The sequence below is a fragment of the Pseudomonas sp. UBA6562 genome (assembly GCF_002434265.1).
Lineage (GTDB): Bacteria > Pseudomonadota > Gammaproteobacteria > Pseudomonadales > Pseudomonadaceae > Aquipseudomonas.
In genome coordinates this window covers 337385-352453 of sequence record NZ_DJJS01000008.1, presented here as the reverse complement: position 1 = coordinate 352453, position 15069 = coordinate 337385, and the positions used below count along the sequence as shown (strand labels likewise).

General features: G+C 64.6%; 10 protein-coding genes and 1 pseudogene. 7 read left to right on the top strand and 4 right to left on the bottom strand.

What is annotated here, in order from left to right; genetic code table 11:
* Positions 1–2: 2 nt before the first annotated feature.
* Entirely contained in the window at positions 3–962 is a 960-nt protein-coding gene (locus B4M43_RS17265) for an AAA family ATPase (RefSeq protein ID WP_296268688.1), read from the bottom strand.
* A gap of 228 nt (positions 963–1190) precedes the next feature.
* On the opposite strand from B4M43_RS17265, the gene B4M43_RS17260 reads away from it, so the two are divergent.
* Positions 1191–2513 carry a T6SS phospholipase effector Tle1-like catalytic domain-containing protein gene (locus B4M43_RS17260; protein ID WP_296268687.1) on the top strand — a complete coding sequence of 441 codons (1323 nt, stop codon included), beginning with the start codon at positions 1191–1193 and terminating at the stop codon, positions 2511–2513.
* 23 nt (positions 2514–2536) lie between these two features.
* On the opposite strand, the gene B4M43_RS17255 is transcribed toward B4M43_RS17260, so the two are convergent.
* The gene (locus tag B4M43_RS17255; RefSeq protein WP_296268686.1) at positions 2537–2890 is read right to left on the bottom strand and encodes a hypothetical protein; all 354 of its coding nucleotides are present in this window, start codon (positions 2888–2890) and stop codon (positions 2537–2539) included.
* Positions 2891–3217: 327 nt separating this feature from the next.
* Between B4M43_RS17255 and B4M43_RS17250 the strand changes: the two genes are divergently transcribed.
* The 3 genes and pseudogenes from B4M43_RS17250 (at position 3218) to B4M43_RS17240 (ending at position 9011) form a co-directional block, all read left to right on the top strand.
* Positions 3218–8083 carry an NAD-glutamate dehydrogenase gene (locus tag B4M43_RS17250; RefSeq protein WP_296268685.1) on the top strand — a complete coding sequence of 1622 codons (4866 nt, stop codon included), beginning with the start codon at positions 3218–3220 and terminating at the stop codon, positions 8081–8083.
* 272 nt (positions 8084–8355) lie between these two features.
* A complete protein-coding gene (locus B4M43_RS17245) occupies positions 8356–8538 on the top strand; it encodes a type II toxin-antitoxin system HicA family toxin (protein ID WP_296268684.1) in 183 nt (60 codons plus the stop codon).
* A 68-nt stretch (positions 8539–8606) separates the two neighbouring features.
* Positions 8607–9011: pseudogene (locus tag B4M43_RS17240) on the top strand (type II toxin-antitoxin system HicB family antitoxin).
* A 144-nt stretch (positions 9012–9155) separates the two neighbouring features.
* Here B4M43_RS17240 and acnA read toward each other — a convergent pair.
* A complete protein-coding gene (gene acnA / locus B4M43_RS17235; RefSeq protein WP_296268683.1) occupies positions 9156–11894 on the bottom strand; it encodes an aconitate hydratase AcnA in 2739 nt (912 codons plus the stop codon).
* Positions 11895–12137: 243 nt separating this feature from the next.
* Here acnA and rlmM point away from each other — a divergent pair, with 243 nt between their 5' ends.
* From rlmM to pdxB, 3 genes are read left to right on the top strand one after another with little or no spacing between them, the layout of a single operon-like run.
* Complete coding sequence (rlmM, locus tag B4M43_RS17230; protein ID WP_296268682.1) at positions 12138–13202, top strand: 23S rRNA (cytidine(2498)-2'-O)-methyltransferase RlmM; 1065 nt, start codon at positions 12138–12140, stop codon at positions 13200–13202.
* A 34-nt stretch (positions 13203–13236) separates the two neighbouring features.
* A complete protein-coding gene (gene tusA, locus B4M43_RS17225; protein ID WP_296268681.1) occupies positions 13237–13479 on the top strand; it encodes a sulfurtransferase TusA in 243 nt (80 codons plus the stop codon).
* Between the two features lie 60 nt (positions 13480–13539).
* Complete coding sequence (gene pdxB, locus B4M43_RS17220; protein ID WP_296268680.1) at positions 13540–14682, top strand: 4-phosphoerythronate dehydrogenase PdxB; 1143 nt, start codon at positions 13540–13542, stop codon at positions 14680–14682.
* 66 nt (positions 14683–14748) lie between these two features.
* On the opposite strand, the gene B4M43_RS17215 is transcribed toward pdxB, so the two are convergent.
* On the bottom strand, positions 14749–14928 hold the full coding sequence (locus B4M43_RS17215) for a PA1571 family protein (RefSeq protein WP_296268679.1): 180 nt from the start codon (positions 14926–14928) through the stop codon (positions 14749–14751).
* Between the last annotated feature and the right edge of the window lie 141 nt (positions 14929–15069).

The window sequence follows — 15069 nt, the reverse complement described above, 5'->3', positions numbered from 1 at the left end:
GATCAGGCGACGGCGACGACGTCGAGGATGCGCTGCACCACGCGGTCCTGGTCGACCCCCGCAGCTTCGGCCTCGAACGACAGGATGATGCGGTGGCGCAGCACGTCGAACAGCACCGCCTGGATGTCTTCGGGGCTGACGAACTCGCGCCCGGCCAGCCAGGCATGGGCGCGCGCGCAGCGGTCCAGGGCAATGGAGCCGCGCGGGCTGGCGCCGTAGGCGATCCAGTCGGCGAGCTCGGCGTCAAATTTGCCGGGGGTGCGCGTGGCCATCACCAGTTGCACCAGGTATTCCTCCACGGCGTCGGCCATGTATAGGCCGAGGATGTCCTTGCGCGCGGCGAAGATCGCCTGCTGGCTGACCTGACGCTGCGGCTTGGTTTCCCCGCCCAGCGCCTCGCCGCGGGCCTGCTGGAGGATGCGCCGCTCCACGGCGGCGTCGGGGAAGCCGATCTTCACGTGCATCAGGAAGCGGTCGAGCTGCGCTTCGGGCAGGGGGTAGGTGCCTTCCTGCTCGATCGGGTTCTGCGTGGCCATCACCAGAAACAGCGGCGACAGGTCGTAGGTGCTGCGCCCCACGCTGACCTGGCGCTCGGCCATCGCCTCGAGCAGTGCCGACTGTACCTTGGCCGGCGCGCGGTTGATTTCGTCGGCCAGCACCAGGTTGTGGAAGATCGGCCCCTGTTGGAACACGAAGCTGCCGGTTTCCGGGCGATAGATTTCCGTGCCGGTGATGTCGGCCGGCAGCAGGTCGGGGGTGAACTGGATGCGGTGGAACTGCGCTTCGACGCCTTCGGCCAACTCTTTGATGGCACGGGTCTTGGCCAGCCCGGGGGCGCCTTCGACGAGCATGTGGCCGTCGGCCAGCAGCACGATCAGCAGGCGATCGATCAGCCGTTCCTGGCCCAGGATCTGGGAGGAGAGGAAAGTGCGTAGCGCGTTCAACGCGTCGCGGTGTTCCATCGGAGGGGCTTCCTGGGCAGGCGCCGGGCGGGAGTGGGACATCCGTACCGGCAGGGGCTGCTACTTTAATCCATCCGCAGGCATGCCGACCAATGGCAGCACGCATATTTATTGGCAAGGTCTGGCATTTAATAGGGAAATGCCCTGCACAGTGAGCCGACTTTCCCTATGCCAGATTCAGACTAATTGGCTTCTGCTGACGTCCCATCCGTCAGTAGGTGTAACCATATGTCTCTCAATGCTACGACAGCTTCTCCACAAACCCCCGCCATCCTGCGCATCGGTCTGTTCTTCGACGGCACTGGCAACAACCAGGCCAATGCCGTGCCGGACGCGGATCGCCCGGCGGCAGACGCCTCGGGCAGCCATGCCAATGCGCTGAGCAACGTCGCGCTGCTGCACAGGCTTTACCCCGAAGGTGGAGATGCGCAAGCAGCTGTCCACTACCTGCCGCTGTACGTCGAAGGGGTCGGCACCCAGGCCGGCGCGCCCGACATCATGCTCGACCAAGCCAGCGGTGTCGGCCCTACGGGGGTCGAGGCCCGTGTGCAGCAGGCATTGGCATGGGTGGCCGAGCGCGTGCGCTGCTGGCCTCAGGCGCAACCCCAGCAGCCCCTGGCAGGCGTCGAGTTCGATGTCTTTGGCTTCAGTCGTGGCGCGGCCGCGGCGCGGCATTTCGCCAACCGTGTGCTCGACCCAGCCGACCGCGAAGCCGCTTGGGCCGCTGCACTCGAACGCGGCGTGACGCTCAACTTCATCGGGCTGTTCGATACGGTGGCGGCGATCCTCGACCCGATGACCCGCGCTCCGGTCGCAGAGGGGATGGGCAAGTTGCGCCTGGGTCTTGCCGAAGGCATCGCCCGCCAGGTCTGGCAACTGGTCGCTGCGGACGAGCACAGGCACAACTTCCCATTGGTGGCCAGCGGCAATGACCTGGCCGTGCCGGGGGTGCATGCCGACATCGGCGGCGGTTACCTGCCGTTGGTAGAGGAGGCTGTATTGATGAGCCAGCCATTCTCCTGCCAAGTCGCCCTGTCGACCGCTGCCGAGGCTACGGCGGCGTACCGTAATGCTGCGCAGGCCTTGAGCGCCTTGCCCGAGCAACAGCGAAGCGGCGCGCTGCTGCGCACATGGGAAATACCCGGCACTGAACACAACGCGCGCCGTGAGGCACCGACCAAATGCGTCTACGCCGCGCCTTGCCGCGAGCGGCAGGTCAGCGGGGCGTTGTCGCGGATCTATCTGAGCGTGATGCGCGAACGGGCCTGTGCCGCAGGTGTGCCGTTCGCTGCGCTGGACACGCTGCGGCTGGCAGCGCTGCCCGAGGAGCTGGTGCCGATCAGCGCGTGCTTGCACGACTACGCCTTGGGGCGTCGCACCTCGCTGGGGCTCGACGCCGAACAACAGGCCTTGTTGCAGCATCGCTATATCCACACCTCGGCGCACTGGAATGCCGTCGCTCAATGGCGCGACAGCGTACTGGACCCGGTCTTCGTCAACCGCCCCGCGGCAGAAGGGGTGCGCAGGGTGCATGCCAATCCAGTCGGCTGAGCCTGCGCGTCGTTCGCCAAGGCTCAGGCTTCGACGACCAGCTCGCCGGTGCCTTCGAGCAGGATGCGCAGGGTCTGGATCACTTCGGGCAGGTCCGCCGCCGGCGTGGCATGGTCGATGTCCAGTTGTTCGTCGCCCTTGAGTGCGTCACGGTCGCCGGGTGCCACCTTGAGCGTCAGGCGCGTGGCGCTGAAGGTCACGCTCAGGCCGTCGAGGGTCGAGGGCGCGTCGTCGAGGGTCAGGTCGAGCGTGTCTTCGTCGGGGTAGCGGGTCATCAGGAACATCTGCCCGTTGCCCGCGAAGCAGCACAGGGTCGCCATGTCGTCTTCTTCATCGTCGCAGGGGGTGGCGAGAAATTGCGCTGTCTTGAGGTGCATGGCGAACTCGGAAATTGAATGGAAGGGAATTTTGCCAGGGGGAAATGGCCTAACGCTGCGACATATTGCCCCACCTTGACCGAATATGTCGCAGCCTCGGAAGCGGCCCGGCCGACCAGTCGTTAAGCTGCCCAGCCGATGGTTACCCGTAAAGGCACAGTGTCGCCCACAGTCGCTTTTGCAGATACCCATCACACGCTGAACGTGCCACGCACGCTCAACGCCTGGTTCATCGCGTCGCGGACGTCTCGTTGACTATGGTTGATGGGCCCCGGGCGCGTACGCAACGCTTCCCTACGATCAAGAGCCAAAAGCGGAGTACCACAGATGGCGTTTTTCACCGCAGCCAGCAAGGCCGATTTCCAGCAGCAACTGCGATCGGCCCTGGCGCAGCACACCAGCGAACAGAACCTGCCCCAAGTGGCGCTGTTCGCCGAGCAGTTCTTCGGCATCATTTCCCTGGATGAACTCACCCAACGTCGGCTCTCCGACCTGGTCGGCTGCACCCTGTCTGCCTGGCGCATCGTCGAGCGCTTCGATCCGCAAACTCCGCAGGTGCGGGTCTATAACCCCGACTACGAGCGCAACGGCTGGCAGTCGACCCACACCGTGGTCGAGGTGCTGCACCACGACCTGCCATTCCTGGTCGACTCGGTACGCACCGAGCTCAACCGCCACGGCTACAGCATCCACACCCTGCAAACCACCGTGCTCAGCGTGCGCCGCGGGCCGAAAGGCGAGCTGCTCGAACTACTGCCCAAAGGCTCCCAGGGCGAGGGCGTGCAGCACGAATCGCTGATGTACCTGGAGATCGACCGCTGCGCCAACGCCGGCGAGTTGACCCTGCTCAGCCGCGAAATCGAGCAGGTCCTGGCCGAAGTGCGGGTGGCGGTGGCCGATTTCGAACCGATGAAGGCGCGCCTGCGCGAGGTCATCGAACTGGTCGAACAGAGCCCCTACGCCCCGGTGCAGCACGACAAGGCTGAAGTCGCCGCCTTCCTCGAGTGGCTGCTGGACAACCACTTCACCTTCCTCGGCTACGAAGAGTTCACCGTCACGGCCGACAGCGAAGGCGGGCGCATCAACTACGACCAGCAGTCCTTCCTCGGCCTGCCGAGCCGCCTGCGCGTGGGGCTGAGCGAAGAAGAGCTGCGCATCGAAGACTACGCCGTGGGCTACCTCAACGAGCCGCTGCTGCTGTCGTTCGCCAAAGCCGCGCTGCCCAGCCGCGTGCACCGTCCGGCCTATCCGGACTACGTCTCGATCCGCCAGCTCGACGCCGACGGCAAGGTCATCAAGGAATGCCGCTTCATGGGCTTGTACACCTCGTCGGTGTACGGCGAGAACGTGCACGCCATTCCCTACCTGCGGGGCAAAGTGGCGGAGATCGAGCGCCGCTCCGGTTTCGACGCCAAGGCGCACCTGGGCAAGGAACTGACCCAGGTGCTGGAAGTACTGCCACGCGACGACCTGTTCCAGACCCCGATCGACGAGCTGTTCAACACCGTCATGTCGATCGTGCAGATCCAGGAACGCAACAAGATCCGCGTGTTCCTGCGCAAAGACCCGTATGGCCGCTTCTGCTACTGCCTGGCCTACATCCCGCGCGAAATCTACTCCACCGAGGTGCGGCAGAAAATCCAGCAGGTCTTGATGGAGCGTTTGAAGGCCAGCGACTGCGAGTTCTGGACCTTCTTCTCCGAATCGGTGCTGGCGCGCGTGCAGCTGATTCTGCGCGTCGACCCTAAGAACCGCCTCGACATCGACCCGCAACAGCTGGAAAAGGAAGTGATCCAGGCCTGCCGCTCGTGGCAGGACGACTACTCCTCGCTGGTGGTGGAGAACTTCGGCGAAGCCCAGGGCACCAACATCCTCGCCGATTTCCCCAAAGGCTTCCCGGCCGGCTACCGCGAGCGCTTCGCACCGCATTCGGCGGTGGTCGACCTGCAGCACGTGGTGGCACTCAGCGAGCAACGCCCGCTGGCCATGAGCTTCTACCAGCCGCTGACCCAGGTCGGCGAGCGCATCCTGCACTGCAAGCTGTACCACGCCGACACCCCGCTGGCCCTGTCGGACGTGCTGCCGATCCTGGAAAACCTCGGTCTGCGCGTGCTGGGTGAGTTCCCTTACCGCCTGCGCCATGCCAAAGGCCGCGAGTACTGGATCCATGACTTCGCCTTCACCTACAGCGAAGGCCTGAACCTGGACATCCAGCAGCTCAACGACGTGCTGCAGGACGCCTTCATCCACATCGTCGGCGGCGACGCCGAGAACGACGCGTTCAACCGCCTGGTGCTGACCGCCGGCCTGCCGTGGCGCGACGTGGCGCTGCTGCGTGCCTACGCCCGCTACCTCAAGCAGATCCGTCTGGGCTTCGACCTGGGCTACATCGCCAGCACGCTGAACAACCACACCGACATCGCCCGCGAACTGACGCGTCTGTTCAAGACCCGCTTCTACCTGGCGCGCAAGCTGACCCAGGACGATCTGGAAGACAAGCAGCAACGCCTGGAGCAGGCCATCCTCACCGCCCTGGACGACGTCCAGGTGCTCAACGAGGACCGCATCCTGCGGCGCTACCTGGACCTGATCAAGGCCACCCTGCGCACCAACTTCTACCAGACCGACGCCAACGGCCAGAACAAGTCGTACTTCAGCTTCAAGTTCAACCCGCGGTTGATCCCCGAGCTGCCAAAACCCGTACCCAAGTTCGAAATCTTCGTCTATTCGCCGCGCGTCGAAGGGGTGCACCTGCGCTTCGGCAACGTCGCCCGTGGCGGCCTGCGCTGGTCGGACCGCGAGGAAGACTACCGCACCGAAGTGCTGGGCTTGGTCAAGGCGCAGCAGGTGAAGAACTCGGTGATCGTGCCGGTCGGCGCCAAGGGCGGCTTCCTGCCGCGTCGCCTGCCGCTGGGCGGCAGCCGCGACGAGATCGCCGCCGAGGGCGTGGCGTGCTACCGCATCTTCATCAGCGGCCTGCTCGACATCACCGACAACCTCAAGGACGGCGGCGTAGTGCCACCGGCCAACGTGGTGCGCCACGACGATGACGATCCGTACCTGGTGGTGGCGGCCGACAAAGGCACCGCGACCTTCTCCGACATCGCCAACGGCATCGCCATCGACTACGACTTCTGGCTGGGCGACGCCTTCGCCTCCGGCGGTTCGGCCGGCTACGACCACAAGAAGATGGGCATCACCGCCCGTGGCGCCTGGGTCGGCGTGCAGCGTCACTTCCGCGAGCGCGGCATCAACGTGCAGGAAGATCCGATCACCGTGATCGGCGTGGGCGACATGGCCGGCGACGTGTTCGGTAACGGCCTGTTGATGTCCGACAAGCTGCAACTGGTCGCCGCCTTCAACCACCTGCACATCTTCATCGACCCGAACCCCGACACCGCCAGCAGCTTCGCCGAGCGCAAGCGCTTGTTCGAACTGCCGCGTTCGGCCTGGACCGACTACGACACCAGCCTGATGTCCGAAGGCGGCGGTATCTTCCCGCGCAGTGCCAAGAGCATCGCCATCAGCCCGCAGATGAAAGAGCGCTTCGCCATCACGGCCGATCGCCTGACCCCGACCGAGCTGCTCAATGCCTTGCTCAAGGCGCCGGTCGACCTGCTGTGGAACGGCGGCATCGGCACCTACGTCAAGGCCAGCAGCGAAAGCCACGCCGATGTCGGCGACAAGGCCAACGACGCGCTGCGCGTCAACGGCGACGAGTTGCGCTGCAAGGTGGTGGGCGAGGGCGGCAACCTCGGCATGACCCAGCTGGGCCGCGTCGAATTCGGCTTGCACGGCGGCGCCACCAACACCGATTTCATCGACAACGCCGGTGGCGTGGACTGCTCCGACCACGAGGTCAACATCAAGATCCTGCTCAACGAAGTGGTGCAGGGTGGCGACATGACCGAGAAGCAGCGCAACCAGCTGCTGGGCAGCATGACCGAGGAAGTCGGCCACTTGGTGCTTGGCAACAACTACAAGCAGACCCAGGCCCTGTCGCTGGCCGCACGCCGTGTGCGCGAGCGCATCGCCGAGTACAAGCGCCTAATGGCCGACCTCGAAGCGCGTGGCAAGCTGGACCGCGCCATTGAGTTCCTGCCGTCCGAAGAGCAGTTGGCCGAACGTCTGGCCGCAGGCCAGGGCCTGACCCGCGCCGAGCTGTCGGTGTTGATCTCCTACAGCAAGATCGACCTCAAGGAGCAGTTGCTCAAGTCCGAAGTGCCGGACGACGAGTACCTGACCCGCGACATGGAGACCGCCTTCCCGCCATCGTTGGTGAGCAAGTTCGCCGAGGCCATGCGCCGCCACCGCTTGAAGCGCGAGATCGTCAGCACGCAGATCGCCAACGATCTGGTCAACAACATGGGCATCACCTTCGTGCAGCGCCTGAAGGAGTCCACCGGCATGAGCGCGGCGAACGTCGCCGGTGCCTATGTGATCGTGCGCGACATCTTCCACCTGCCGCACTGGTTCCGTCAGATCGAAGCGCTGGACTATCAGGTGCCGGCCGACATCCAGCTGACGCTGATGGACGAGCTGATGCGTCTGGGCCGCCGCGCCACCCGCTGGTTCCTGCGCAGCCGCCGCAACGAACAGGACGCCGGGCGTGACGCCGCGCACTTCGGGCCGAAGATCGCGCAACTGGGGCTCAAACTCGACGAACTGCTGGAAGGGCCGACCCGCGAACGCTGGATGGTGCGCTATCAGGGCTTCGTCGACGCTGGCGTGCCGGAGTTGCTGGCGCGCATGGTGGCCGGCACCACGCACCTGTACACCCTGCTGCCGATCATCGAAGCCTCGGACGTCACCGGCCACGACCCGGCCCAGGTGGCCAAGGCCTTCTTCGCCGTAGGCAGCGCCCTGGACCTGACCTGGTACCTGCAGGAAATCAGCAACCTGCCGGTGGAGAACAACTGGCAGGCCCTGGCCCGCGAAGCCTTCCGCGACGACATCGACCTGCAACAGCGCGCGATCACCATCTCCGTGCTGCAAATGGCCGACGCCCCGCAGGACATGGACGCCCGCGTGGCCTTGTGGATCGACCAGCACCGCGCGATGGCCGAGCGCTGGCGCGCCATGCTCGACGACCTGCGTAACGCATCGGGGCACGATTACGCCATGTATGCGGTCGCCAACCGCGAGCTGGTGGACCTGGCCTTGAGCGGGCAGGCGGTGGTGGTGCCGTCCTGATCCCCGGCTGAAACGAGAAAGCCCCGGCAGTGATGCCGGGGCTTTTTTATGGATGCGGCGGGTAAGCCATGCAATCTACGGATTGCTTCACTGCGGTGGATCAAGTCGGCTTGGACCTTGAGTAAGGCACCCGCACGCATTCGATGATTGGCCTTTCCTGAAAAATGTCATCACCACCTTCGCTTTTGGATCGTTACTTATGGATACTCTTGCAAAATAGCAGGCTGTCACGGCTGTGTGTACCATACACATAAAAGTCGTGAGCAGAGCACATGCGCAGTAGAGAGGTCATATCACTTATTGAGGCAGATGGATGGATCGAGATCGGTGTAAGGGGCAGCCATCATTATTTCAAGCATCCGTCCAAGCCAGGAAAGGTGGTAGTGCCGCACCCAAAGGTGCAACTGCCAAAAGGTACGCTCAACAACATGCTTAAAACTGCCGGCCTCAGATGAGCTCGATAACAGACATTGTAAGGTCGGGCGTTCTTCGTACTCTCGGCTCTCTCCATCAGGAGGAATCCATGAAATTTCCGGTCGTTATCCATAAGGACTCAGACTCCGATTACGGCGTGACCGTGCCAGACGCCCCTGGCTGTTTCAGCGGTGGGGCATCGGTTGAAGAGGCACTGGACAATGTGCTTGAAGCCCTTGCCCTTTATTGTGAGGGGGCGTTGGCCGACGGTGATCCGTTGCCTCATAGCCAGCCCATCGACAACCATTTGAACAACCCGGACTATGAAGGCGGTGTGTGGGCTGTCGTCGATTTCGATATCACGCCCTATCTTGGAAAATAGGTTCGCTTCAACGCAACGCTGCCTGAGCATCTGCTTCAACGGATCGATGCTTATGTCGCCAACCATCCCGAGCAGAAAAGCCGATCCGGTTTTCTGGCGTCGGCAGCACTTCGGGCGTTAGCGGGCGCTTGAGGCGCCCGGATAAAAAGCTCGGAATAGCGTCGCGAGATCAGAGCGCCATGGACGCAAAAAAACGCTTGGTGCTAGGCACCAAGCGTTTTTCGTGGGTAAGGCCGATTGAGCCTCGTGTACAGCAATGCCTACATTGATGTCGATTTACGAGGCGATCAACTGCCGCAACACATAATGCAAGATCCCACCCGCTTTGAAGTACTCCACTTCATTGAGCGTATCGATCCGGCACAGCACCTCCAGCTCCTGCGTTTGCCCGTCCTCGCGCGTGATGCGCAGCGTCAGCGGCATCGCCGGGCGGATTTTCGCGTCGGTCAAGCCGACCACATCGATTTGCTCACGCCCGGTCAAGCCCAGGCTCTTGCGGTCGTCGCCGTCCTTGAACTGCAATGGCAGCACGCCCATGCCCACCAGATTGGAGCGGTGGATGCGTTCAAAACTCTGCGCCAGCACGGCTTTGACGCCCAGCAGGTTGGTGCCTTTAGCCGCCCAGTCGCGGCTGGAGCCGGTGCCGTATTCCTTGCCGGCGATCACCACCAACGGCGTGCCTGCCGCCTGATAACGCATGGCCGCGTCGTAGATCGACAGCTTTTCACCGCTCGGCACGTACACCGTGTTGCCACCTTCCTCGCCACCCAGCATTTCGTTGCGGATGCGGATGTTGGCGAAGGTACCGCGCATCATCACTTCGTGGTTGCCGCGGCGTGAACCGTAGGAGTTGAAGTCGCGTGGTTCGACGCCCTTGTCGCGCAGGTAGCGGCCGGCGGGGCTGTCGGCCTTGATGTTGCCGGCCGGAGAGATGTGGTCGGTGGTCACCGAGTCGCCCAGCAGCGCGAGGATGTTGGCGCCGTGGATGTCCTCGATGGTCGGCAGCGGGCCGCCGATGCCTTCGAAGAAAGGCGGGTGCTGGATGTAGGTCGAGGCATCGTCCCACACGTAGGTCGCGGCCTTGGGCACTTCGATGGCCTGCCACTGCGCGTCGCCCTTGAACACATCGGCATATTCCTTGTGGAACATCTCGGTGCTGACCTTGGCCACCGCGTCGGCGATTTCCTGCTGGCTGGGCCAGATGTCCTTGAGGTACACGGGCTTGCCGTCCTTGCCGGTGCCCAAGGCATCGCGCGACAGGTCCACGCGCACACTGCCGGCCAGGGCATAGGCGACCACCAGGGGCGGGGAGGCCAGCCAGTTGGTTTTCACCAAGGGGTGCACGCGGCCTTCGAAGTTGCGGTTGCCCGACAGCACCGAGGCGACGGTGAGGTCGTTGGCGCTGATGGCGGTTTCGATGTCTTCATTGAGCGGGCCGGAGTTGCCGATGCAGGTGGTGCAGCCATACCCGACCAGGTCGAAGCCCAGCTCGTCCAGGTAAGGCGTGAGGCCCGCCGCCTGGAAGTACTCGGTGACCACTTTCGAACCCGGCGCCAACGAACTCTTGACCCAAGGCTTGCGCGTCAACCCATGCTCGACGGCTTTTTTCGCCACCAGGCCGGCCGCCATCATCACACTGGGGTTGGAGGTGTTGGTGCAGGAGGTGATGGCGGCGATCACCACGGCGCCATCGCGCAGCGGACGCGAGGCGTTCGAGCCGTCGTCGTAAGTGCCCTTCTGATCGGCGTTGCCGACCGCCACACCGCCGCCGCCTTCGCTTTCCAGACGGCCGACTTCCTTGCCCGGCGTCTTGGGTTGCAGGTCGAGGAAACCATCGAAGGTCTTGCTCACCTCTTCAAGCGGCACGCGGTCCTGTGGGCGCTTGGGGCCGGCGAGGCTGGCGCCGACGTCGCGCATGTCCAACGCCAGGCTGTCGGTGAACACCGGTTCCTGACCCGGTTCGCGCCACAGGCCCTGGGCTTTGCAGTACTGCTCGACCAGCGCCACGGTTTCGCTGGGGCGGCCGGACAGGCGCAGGTAGTCGAGGGTAACGTCGTCGACCGGGAAGAAACCGCACGTGGCGCCGTATTCGGGTGCCATGTTGGCCAGGGTGGCGCGGTCGGCCAAGGGCAACTGGGCCAGACCGTCGCCGTAGAATTCGACGAACTTGCCCACCACGCCGTGCTTGCGCAACATCTGCGTCACGGTCAGCACCAGGTCGGTGGCGGTGATGCCCTCGCGCAGCTTGCCGGTCAACTTGAAGCCGACCACTTCGGGAATCAGCATCGACACCGGCTGGCCGAGCATGGCCGCTTCGGCTTCGATGCCGCCCACGCCCCAGCCCAGCACGCCCAGGCCGTTGATCATGGTGGTGTGCGAGTCGGTGCCGACCAGGGTGTCGGGGAAGGCGTAGGTACGGCCGTCTTCTTCGCGGGTCCAGACCGTGCGGCCCAGGTACTCCAGGTTGACCTGGTGGCAGATGCCGGTGCCCGGCGGCACCACGCTGAAGTTGGCGAAGGCGTCCTGGCCCCAGCGCAGAAAAGCGTAGCGCTCGCCATTACGTTCCATCTCGATGTCGACGTTTTCTTCGAAGGCATGCGGCGTGGCGTAGTGGTCGACCATCACCGAGTGGTCGATGACCAGGTCCACTGGCGACAGCGGGTTGATCCGCTGCGGATCGCCCCCGGTCTTGGCCACGGCGGCGCGCATGGCGGCGAGGTCGACCACCGCCGGTACGCCGGTGAAGTCCTGCATCAGCACGCGGGCGGGGCGGTACTGGATTTCGCGGTCGGAGCGGCGCGCTTCGAGCCACTGGGCCAGGGCGCCGAGGTCGTCGCGGGTGACGGTCTCGCCATCTTCCCAGCGCAGCAGGTTCTCCAGCAGCACCTTGAGCGACATGGGCAGCGTTTGCAGGTCGCCCAGGCTTTTCGCCGCTTCCGGCAGGCTGTGGTAATGGTAGACCTTGCCTGCGATGTCGAGGGTCTTGAGGGTGTTCAGGCTATCAAGCGAGGGCATTGCCAACTCCTTCTGCGCCGGTGCCCGGCAATCGCGAAGGTTGCCGATGTCACCTCGATGTGACGGCCCGCACGGCACGGGCCTGGCTCGAATGTATGGCCGGTCAACGCCGGCCTGACCTTCTTCTGGACCGGCGAGGCGTGTCGCTGGTTCGATCTTCCTTTATCATTCGCCGCCTTGCCGCCGCCCGCCTGGCGCCGGATCAAGGCTGGCGCGTTGCGCGCCACCGTCGTGGAGTGAGAAATGAGTACCCTGTTCATGCATTGCCGGCCCGGCTTCGAGGGCGAGGTCTGCGCCGAAATCAGCGAGCACGCTGCGCGCCTGGGCGTGCCGGGCTACGCCAAGGCCAAGCCGCAGAGCGCCTGCGCGGAATTCGTCTGCACCGAGGAGGGCGGCAGCGAACGGCTGATGCAAGGCCTACGCTTCGACCAGCTGATCTTCCCGCGCCAATGGGCGCGCGGTCAGTTCCTCGACCTCCCGGAAACCGACCGCATCAGCGTGTTGCTCGAACACCTGCGCGCACTGCCGGTGTTCGGCAGCCTGTGGCTGGAGGTGCTCGACAGCAACGACGGTAAAGAGCTGTCGACCTTCTGCAAGCGCTTCGAAGGCCCGCTGCGCAAGGCCCTGGAAAACGCCGGACGGCTGGTCGAGGATCGCAGCCGCCCGCGTCTGCTGCTGACCTTCATCAGTGGCCGCCAGGTGTTCGTCGGCAGCGCCGCCCAGGACGATTCGGCGATGTGGCCGATGGGCATCCCGCGTCTGAAATTCCCCCGCGAGGCGCCGAGCCGCTCGACGCTCAAGCTCGAAGAGGCCTGGCACCAGTTCATCCCTCGCGAGCAATGGGAGGCACGCCTGGGCGACGACATGACCGGTGTCGATCTGGGTGCCTCGCCGGGCGGTTGGACCTATCAGCTGGTCAAGCGCGGCATGCTGGTCACCGCCATCGACAACGGCCCGATGGCCGAAAGCCTGATGGACACCGGCCTGGTGCAGCACCTGATGGCCGACGGCTTCACCTGGAAGCCCAAGCAGCGGGTCGACTGGATGGTCTGCGACATCGTCGAGAAACCGGCGCGCAGCACGGCGCTGATCGAAACCTGGCTGGGCGAGGGGCTGTGCCGCGAGGCGGTGGTCAACCTCAAGCTGCCGATGAAACAGCGCTACCCCGAGGTGCGCCGCTTGCTCGAGCGCATGGAGGCGACGTTCAAGGCGCGCAAGGTACGCGTGTCGATCGCCTGCAAGCAGCTGTACCACGACCGCGAAGAAGTCACCTGCCATCTGCGCCGGCTGGACCTTGCGCCGCGTTGAGCGGTCGAACCGATTCAATCTTCTGGAGCCTGACATGACCGATTTCACCCCCGACGCGGTGCTCGACGCCACCGGCCTGAACTGCCCGGAACCGGTGATGATGCTGCACCAGCACGTGCGCGACCTGGCCGCCGGCGGCCTGCTCAAGGTCATCGCCACCGACCCCTCGACGCGCCGCGACATCCCCAAGTTCTGTGTCTTCCTCGGCCATGAGCTGGTCGAGCAGCAGGAGCAGGCCGGCACCTACCTGTACTGGATTCGCAAGAAGGCCGACTGAGCCGCGCTGGAAGCGCTCCCGCAGAGCGCCTACACTGCGCTCCCCGATAAGGAGCGCGCCATGCTGATAGTTGCCGACGAAAACATTCCCTTGCTCGATGCGTTCTTCGCCGGGTTCGGCGAGATCCGCCGTTACCCCGGCCGGGCCATCGACGCGGCCTGCGTCAAGGACGCCGATGTGCTGCTGGTACGTTCGGTGACCCGGGTCGACCGGCAGCTGCTCGAAGGCAGCCGGGTGCGCTTCGTCGGCACCTGCACCATCGGCACCGACCATTTGCAACTCGACTACTTGGACGAAGCCGGTATCCGTTGGCGCAGCGCACCGGGCTGCAATGCCCGCGGTGTGGTCGACTACGTGCTGGGCAGCCTGCTGACCCTGGCCGAACTCGACGGTGCGCGCCTGGCCGAGCGGGTCTATGGCGTGGTCGGCGCTGGCGAGGTGGGCGGGCGTCTGGTACGCGTACTGCGTGGCCTGGGCTGGCAGGTGCTGGTGTGCGATCCGCCGCGCCAGGCCGCCGAAGGGGGCGATTTCGTCAGCCTCGACACGTTGCTCGATCGATGCGACGTGCTCAGCGTGCACACGCCGCTGCAGCGTGAGGGTGAGCAGCCGACCTGGCACCTATTCGACACCCAGCGGCTGGCGCGGCTGCGTCCGGGCGCCTGGCTGATCAATGCCAGCCGCGGCGCCGTGGTGGACAACCAGGCCTTGCGCGAGTGCCTGCTGGCGCGCGACGACCTGCACGCGGTGCTCGACGTCTGGGAAGGCGAGCCGCAGGTGGATGTCGACCTGGCCGACGTCTGCACCCTGGCCACGCCGCACATCGCCGGCTATAGCCTCGACGGCCGTCAGCGCGGCACCGCGCAGATCTATCAGGCACTGTGTGAATGGCAAGGCTCGGCGCCGCAGGTGCGATTGGCCGACCTGTTGCCACCGGCGCCATTGGCGCAGATCGAACTCGACGCCAGCTGCGAGCCGGACTGGGCCTTGGCCACGCTGTGCCGGGCCGTGTACGACCCGCGCCGTGACGATGCCGATTTCCGCCGCAGCCTGAGCGACGACCCGCAGCAGCAGGGGACCGCGTTCGATGCGTTGCGCAAGCGCTACCCCGCGCGGCGCGAGATCGAAGGGTTGCAGGTGAAGATTCGCGGGGAGGCGCCGCAGTTGGCGCAGGTGGTGAATGCGTTGGGGGCAGTGCTGATTTGAGAAGGGGGTTGCGGGTGGCCGATGTTTCGGCACACCCGCAATGAGCCGCCGCAGCGGCCCTGAAAGCTAGTCCCGATCCCGATAGGCTCGGTCGGCGCGGCTTTCTTCGAGGCGCTGGCACGCCTGCTGGATCATGTCTTCGGTAATCGGGACTTCGCGCCCTTGGGCATCGAGGATCGAGCCGCAAGGCTGTTGGAGACCCTGGGTATGGGTTTTTGGCGAAGGCTGGGTGTGCTGCAAGCTCATGTCCTGTCTCCTGTTCGAAATATTCATTCAAGGTCGAGGGCGAGCGTTGGCCCTTGGTGGAAGGCACTGACGTCGCAAGGCCACCAGTCCACCAGAAAATCGGGCGCGATGCCAGTGTCCCTTTATATCGAATGGGTATAC

Coding starts and splice junctions, on each gene's coding strand:
- B4M43_RS17265 (WP_296268688.1), bottom strand. CDS start 962: ATGGAACACCGCGACGCGTTGAACGCGCTACGCACTTTCCTCTCCTCC.
- B4M43_RS17260 (WP_296268687.1), top strand. CDS start 1,191: ATGTCTCTCAATGCTACGACAGCTTCTCCACAAACCCCCGCCATCCTG.
- B4M43_RS17255 (WP_296268686.1), bottom strand. CDS start 2,890: ATGCACCTCAAGACAGCGCAATTTCTCGCCACCCCCTGCGACGATGAA.
- B4M43_RS17250 (WP_296268685.1), top strand. CDS start 3,218: ATGGCGTTTTTCACCGCAGCCAGCAAGGCCGATTTCCAGCAGCAACTG.
- B4M43_RS17245 (WP_296268684.1), top strand. CDS start 8,356: ATGCGCAGTAGAGAGGTCATATCACTTATTGAGGCAGATGGATGGATC.
- acnA (WP_296268683.1), bottom strand. CDS start 11,894: ATGCCCTCGCTTGATAGCCTGAACACCCTCAAGACCCTCGACATCGCA.
- rlmM (WP_296268682.1), top strand. CDS start 12,138: ATGAGTACCCTGTTCATGCATTGCCGGCCCGGCTTCGAGGGCGAGGTC.
- tusA (WP_296268681.1), top strand. CDS start 13,237: ATGACCGATTTCACCCCCGACGCGGTGCTCGACGCCACCGGCCTGAAC.
- pdxB (WP_296268680.1), top strand. CDS start 13,540: ATGCTGATAGTTGCCGACGAAAACATTCCCTTGCTCGATGCGTTCTTC.
- B4M43_RS17215 (WP_296268679.1), bottom strand. CDS start 14,928: ATGAGCTTGCAGCACACCCAGCCTTCGCCAAAAACCCATACCCAGGGT.